We start from the raw sequence: 3,248 nt of genomic DNA on the forward strand, positions 1-3,248 counted from the left end.
GGCTGTAGCTGGTGTCTACCCGTTCCGCTTTGGTGATGGTTTCCAGGTTATAGGTGCGGCCGTTTCGGTAGCTGAAAAAGACCGCGATCAGCAAACCACAGAGCATGCCCAACGCTGGCAGGGCCATGGCTTTCATGACGCTCAGGCCGGAGGCATCGACGCCGTTGGCGTTGATCTTGGCGATCAGGATCTCGTTCAGGTAAATGCCGCCAAAGCCGACGGGCAGGAACATGTAGGGTGTAATCAGGCCGAAGGTCAGCACGCAGGCTACCAGGCGCCGGTCCATGTTCAGTTTTGCCATTACGTACAGCAGCGGCGGTACTACCAAAGGTATGAAGGCAATGTGGATCGGCAGGATGTTCTGGGATGAGATGGCAATGGCCAGCAGCAGGCCGATGATCAGGAAGCGGATGCCGTTGACGGCGGCGCCTTCCTCCTGGCGACCGACCAGGGCCAGGGCCTTGTCGGCCAGTGCGTGGGCCAGGCCGGATTTGCCGATGGCAACGGCGAACGCACCGAGGGTGGCATAGGACAGTGCCACGGTGGCACCGCCGCCCAGGCCGTTATTGAAGGCTTCGATGGTGGCTTCCAGGGACATTCCTGCAATCAGGCCGCCGGATACGGCACCGATAATCAGGGCAACAACAACGTGGATGCGGCACAAACTCAGCACGAGCATAATCGCGACCGCGGCAACGACGGCATTCATGGCAAAACTCCGGGTAGGAATTAATAGTTGTTCCGGCCCCTTTTGGGGGCCGGCATCATGAAAAGCGCGGTAATGTGCAGGAAATGATCGCGGTAGTCAAAGCGGTTGTGTAACGGTCAGACTTCGTCAAGGCGGGCAAAGCGGGGGACCTGTTCGCCGGCCATTTCCACGGTTTCCCGGAACATGGTCAGCGGGCGTACCCAGAGGCTGTAATCACCGTACAGGCAGCGATAAACCACCATCTGTTCTTCAGTTTCACTGTGCCGGGCGATCCCGAGTACTTCGTAATCCTTGCCCTTATAGTGCCGGTAACGGCCAGGGCGTATGTCGTTCTTGCGTTCGGTCATTCTCGGCCTCGATGGTTTCAGGCTATGCTGGCCTTGCAGTTATAGAGGACGCAGCACGCGCAACCGTCTAAAATGGAAGCAACTGCAAGGATGCAAAAAGACTCAGTCAGGGCCTGAAAGTGTAGAACACCAGGAAGGGCCCGGAAACCGGAAACCGCTATGATGCGGCAGTTATCCTGCATCCTTCTGATTTTTCTGTCGCTGGCATGCCTGGCCAGCGCGCCTGTTCAGGCCGCTCCCGTCGCCTTTGACTGGCTGGAAGCGCCCGCCGATGAGCTGGCACTCGAAGACGTTCGCGCCCTGCCCCCGGGCGCCTGGCAGAGGTTTGGCTCAAATGAGGTTTTTAATCGCGGGTTCAGCGATGGCAGTTTCTGGCTGAGAGTCGAGATTCCGCCAGAGCCGGTGAACCGGGTTCTGGAAATCGGCTATCCGTTGCTGGACGAGGTGTCCGTGCACTGGGTGGTTGATGGCGAGCTGATCCAGACCCACCATACGGGCGATACCCTCCCGTTCAGCAGTCGCCCGATTTATCACCGCAATTTTGTCTTCCTGGTACCGTCGAATACCGATACGGCGACCGCCTTTGTGCGCGTGCAAACGCTCGGGTCGGTACAGATTCCCGTGGCAGTCACGCCTTCGGCCGAATTCCTGGCCAATGAGCAGCTGTCTTACGGCTGGCAGACGATGTTTCTGGGTATCATCGCTGCGATGGCGCTCTACAATCTGTTTCTGTTTGTCATCGTGCGCCATTCCACCTACTTCTGGTACGTGCTGACTGTTGTGTTTACCGGGCTGGTTCAGCTCAACTTCAATGGTGTGCTCTTCCAGTGGCTGTGGCCGAATGCCCCGGGTATCAACCGGTATTTCACCATTCCGGTTATCTGTTTCGCTCTGTTCTCCGCCATTATCTTCGCCATCCGTTTTCTCAATATCCGGTCCTACAGCCTCAGAAGTTACCGCTTCCTGCAGTGGATTCTGGCCGCCATTTCTNNCTGCCAGCTTCGTCTTTACTCTTTTTGGCAGTTACCAGACGGGGATTGTCCTGGTCAGCGCGATTGCGGCAGTGGTCACTCCCGCGGTCTGGTTCATCGGTTTCCTGGTCTGGCGGAAAGGTCAGGTATTGGGCGGTTTCTACGTTCTGGCCTGGACGCCATTGCTGATCGGCCATCTGATTCTCGCGGTCAGCAAGCTTGGCATCATGCCCCGCAGTTTCCTGACCGAGTTCATGCCTCAGATCGGCGTGGCCCTGGAGGTGGTTCTGCTTTCCTTTGCGCTTGCCTACCGGATCAACCTGGAACGTCGCAAGCGCCATGAGGCCCAGGAGCAGGCGCTGGCGATCCAGCAGCAGGCCAACCTGACCCTGGAGATGCGGGTTCAGGCGCGCACCGACGAACTGGAACGGGCCAATGAGCAGCTCAAGGCGATCAGCCTCACCGACGGTCTGACCCATGTGGCCAACCGGCGTCGGTTCGATGAAAAACTCAACGATGAGTGGCGACGGGCCCAGAGACACGGTCACCCGTTGAGCCTGTTGATGCTGGATATTGATCACTTCAAGCGGGTAAACGACGAGCTGGGACACCTGGTTGGCGACGATTGCCTGACCGCGGTGGCCGCCTTGTGCGTCGCAGAAGTGCAGCGTTCCGGGGATCTGTTGGCCCGCTATGGCGGCGAGGAATTCAGCATCCTGCTACCAGCCACGCCTGAGGAGGGAGCGGTTCGGGTGGCCGAGCGAGTGCGTCAGGCGGTGGCCCGTTCCCCGGTGCATTCCGGGGAACGGGTGGCACCGGTCAGTCTTACCATCAGTGTGGGCGTGGCGTGCCTGGTGCCAGGGCCAGATATGGAGCCCCAGGAGCTCATCCGTCAGGCCGATGAGGCGCTATACGCGGCCAAGGAGTCTGGCCGTAACCGGGTTATGGTGGCGCGGGATTTCAGGGCGGCGAGCGCACCTGGTGCCTGAGGTCTCCCGGATCTTCAGTTCTTCAGTTTGTACCGCCCTGGTCCGAGGAATATCACTGCAACTGCTGTAAAGAGGAAGAAGCCCTGCAGCTCCAGCGCCCAGCCGCCGCTGCGCCCAAGGCTCAGGAGTTCGTTGCCGTGAACCAGGATGATGGCAAACAGCATGTTGAAAATAATCAGCAGCGCACCGATCCGGGTCTGATACCCAAGGATGACCATCAGCGGCGCGATGA

General features: G+C 59.0%; 4 protein-coding genes and 2 pseudogenes. 3 read left to right on the forward strand and 3 right to left on the reverse strand.

Annotation, left to right across the window (positions count from 1 at the left end; translation table 11 throughout):
- Together B2W52_RS17580 and B2W52_RS17585 are read right to left on the reverse strand one after the other, a co-directional pair.
- Window positions 1-709 (reverse strand): GntT/GntP/DsdX family permease (locus tag B2W52_RS17580; protein ID WP_286803809.1); only part of this gene is annotated, 709 nt, incomplete at its 3' end.
- 116 nt (window positions 710-825) lie between these two features.
- Window positions 826-1,056 (reverse strand): DUF1653 domain-containing protein, encoded by a 231-nt coding sequence (locus tag B2W52_RS17585; RefSeq protein WP_008176702.1) that lies wholly within the window; start codon window positions 1,054-1,056, stop codon window positions 826-828.
- 162 nt (window positions 1,057-1,218) lie between these two features.
- On the opposite strand from B2W52_RS17585, the pseudogene B2W52_RS17590 reads away from it, so the two are divergent.
- The 3 genes and pseudogenes from B2W52_RS17590 to B2W52_RS17600 all read left to right on the forward strand — a co-directional run.
- Window positions 1,219-1,986: pseudogene (locus B2W52_RS17590) on the forward strand (7TMR-DISM family protein); the annotation flags it as partial.
- Window positions 1,898-2,281 (forward strand): annotated as a pseudogene (locus B2W52_RS17595) (7TM diverse intracellular signaling domain-containing protein); the annotation flags it as partial. The pseudogenes B2W52_RS17590 and B2W52_RS17595, both read left to right, overlap by 89 nt.
- Window positions 2,282-3,016 carry a GGDEF domain-containing protein gene (locus B2W52_RS17600; RefSeq protein WP_286803812.1) on the forward strand — a complete coding sequence of 245 codons (735 nt, stop codon included), beginning with the start codon at window positions 2,282-2,284 and terminating at the stop codon, window positions 3,014-3,016. It abuts the pseudogene before it with no gap.
- A 14-nt stretch (window positions 3,017-3,030) separates the two neighbouring features.
- On the opposite strand, the gene B2W52_RS17605 is transcribed toward B2W52_RS17600, so the two are convergent.
- A partial coding sequence (locus B2W52_RS17605) for a DoxX family protein (protein WP_286803810.1) occupies window positions 3,031-3,248 on the reverse strand: 218 nt, incomplete at its 5' end.

Origin of the sequence: Marinobacter sp. UBA2498, from assembly GCF_002341575.1 — a bacterium.
Lineage (GTDB): Bacteria > Pseudomonadota > Gammaproteobacteria > Pseudomonadales > Oleiphilaceae > Marinobacter > Marinobacter manganoxydans.

Excerpts from the sequence above, each read along its gene's own strand:
- B2W52_RS17585 (WP_008176702.1), bottom strand. The coding sequence starts at position 1,056 with ATGACCGAACGCAAGAACGACATACGCCCTGGCCGTTACCGGCACTAT.
- B2W52_RS17600 (WP_286803812.1), top strand. The coding sequence starts at position 2,282 with ATGCCTCAGATCGGCGTGGCCCTGGAGGTGGTTCTGCTTTCCTTTGCG.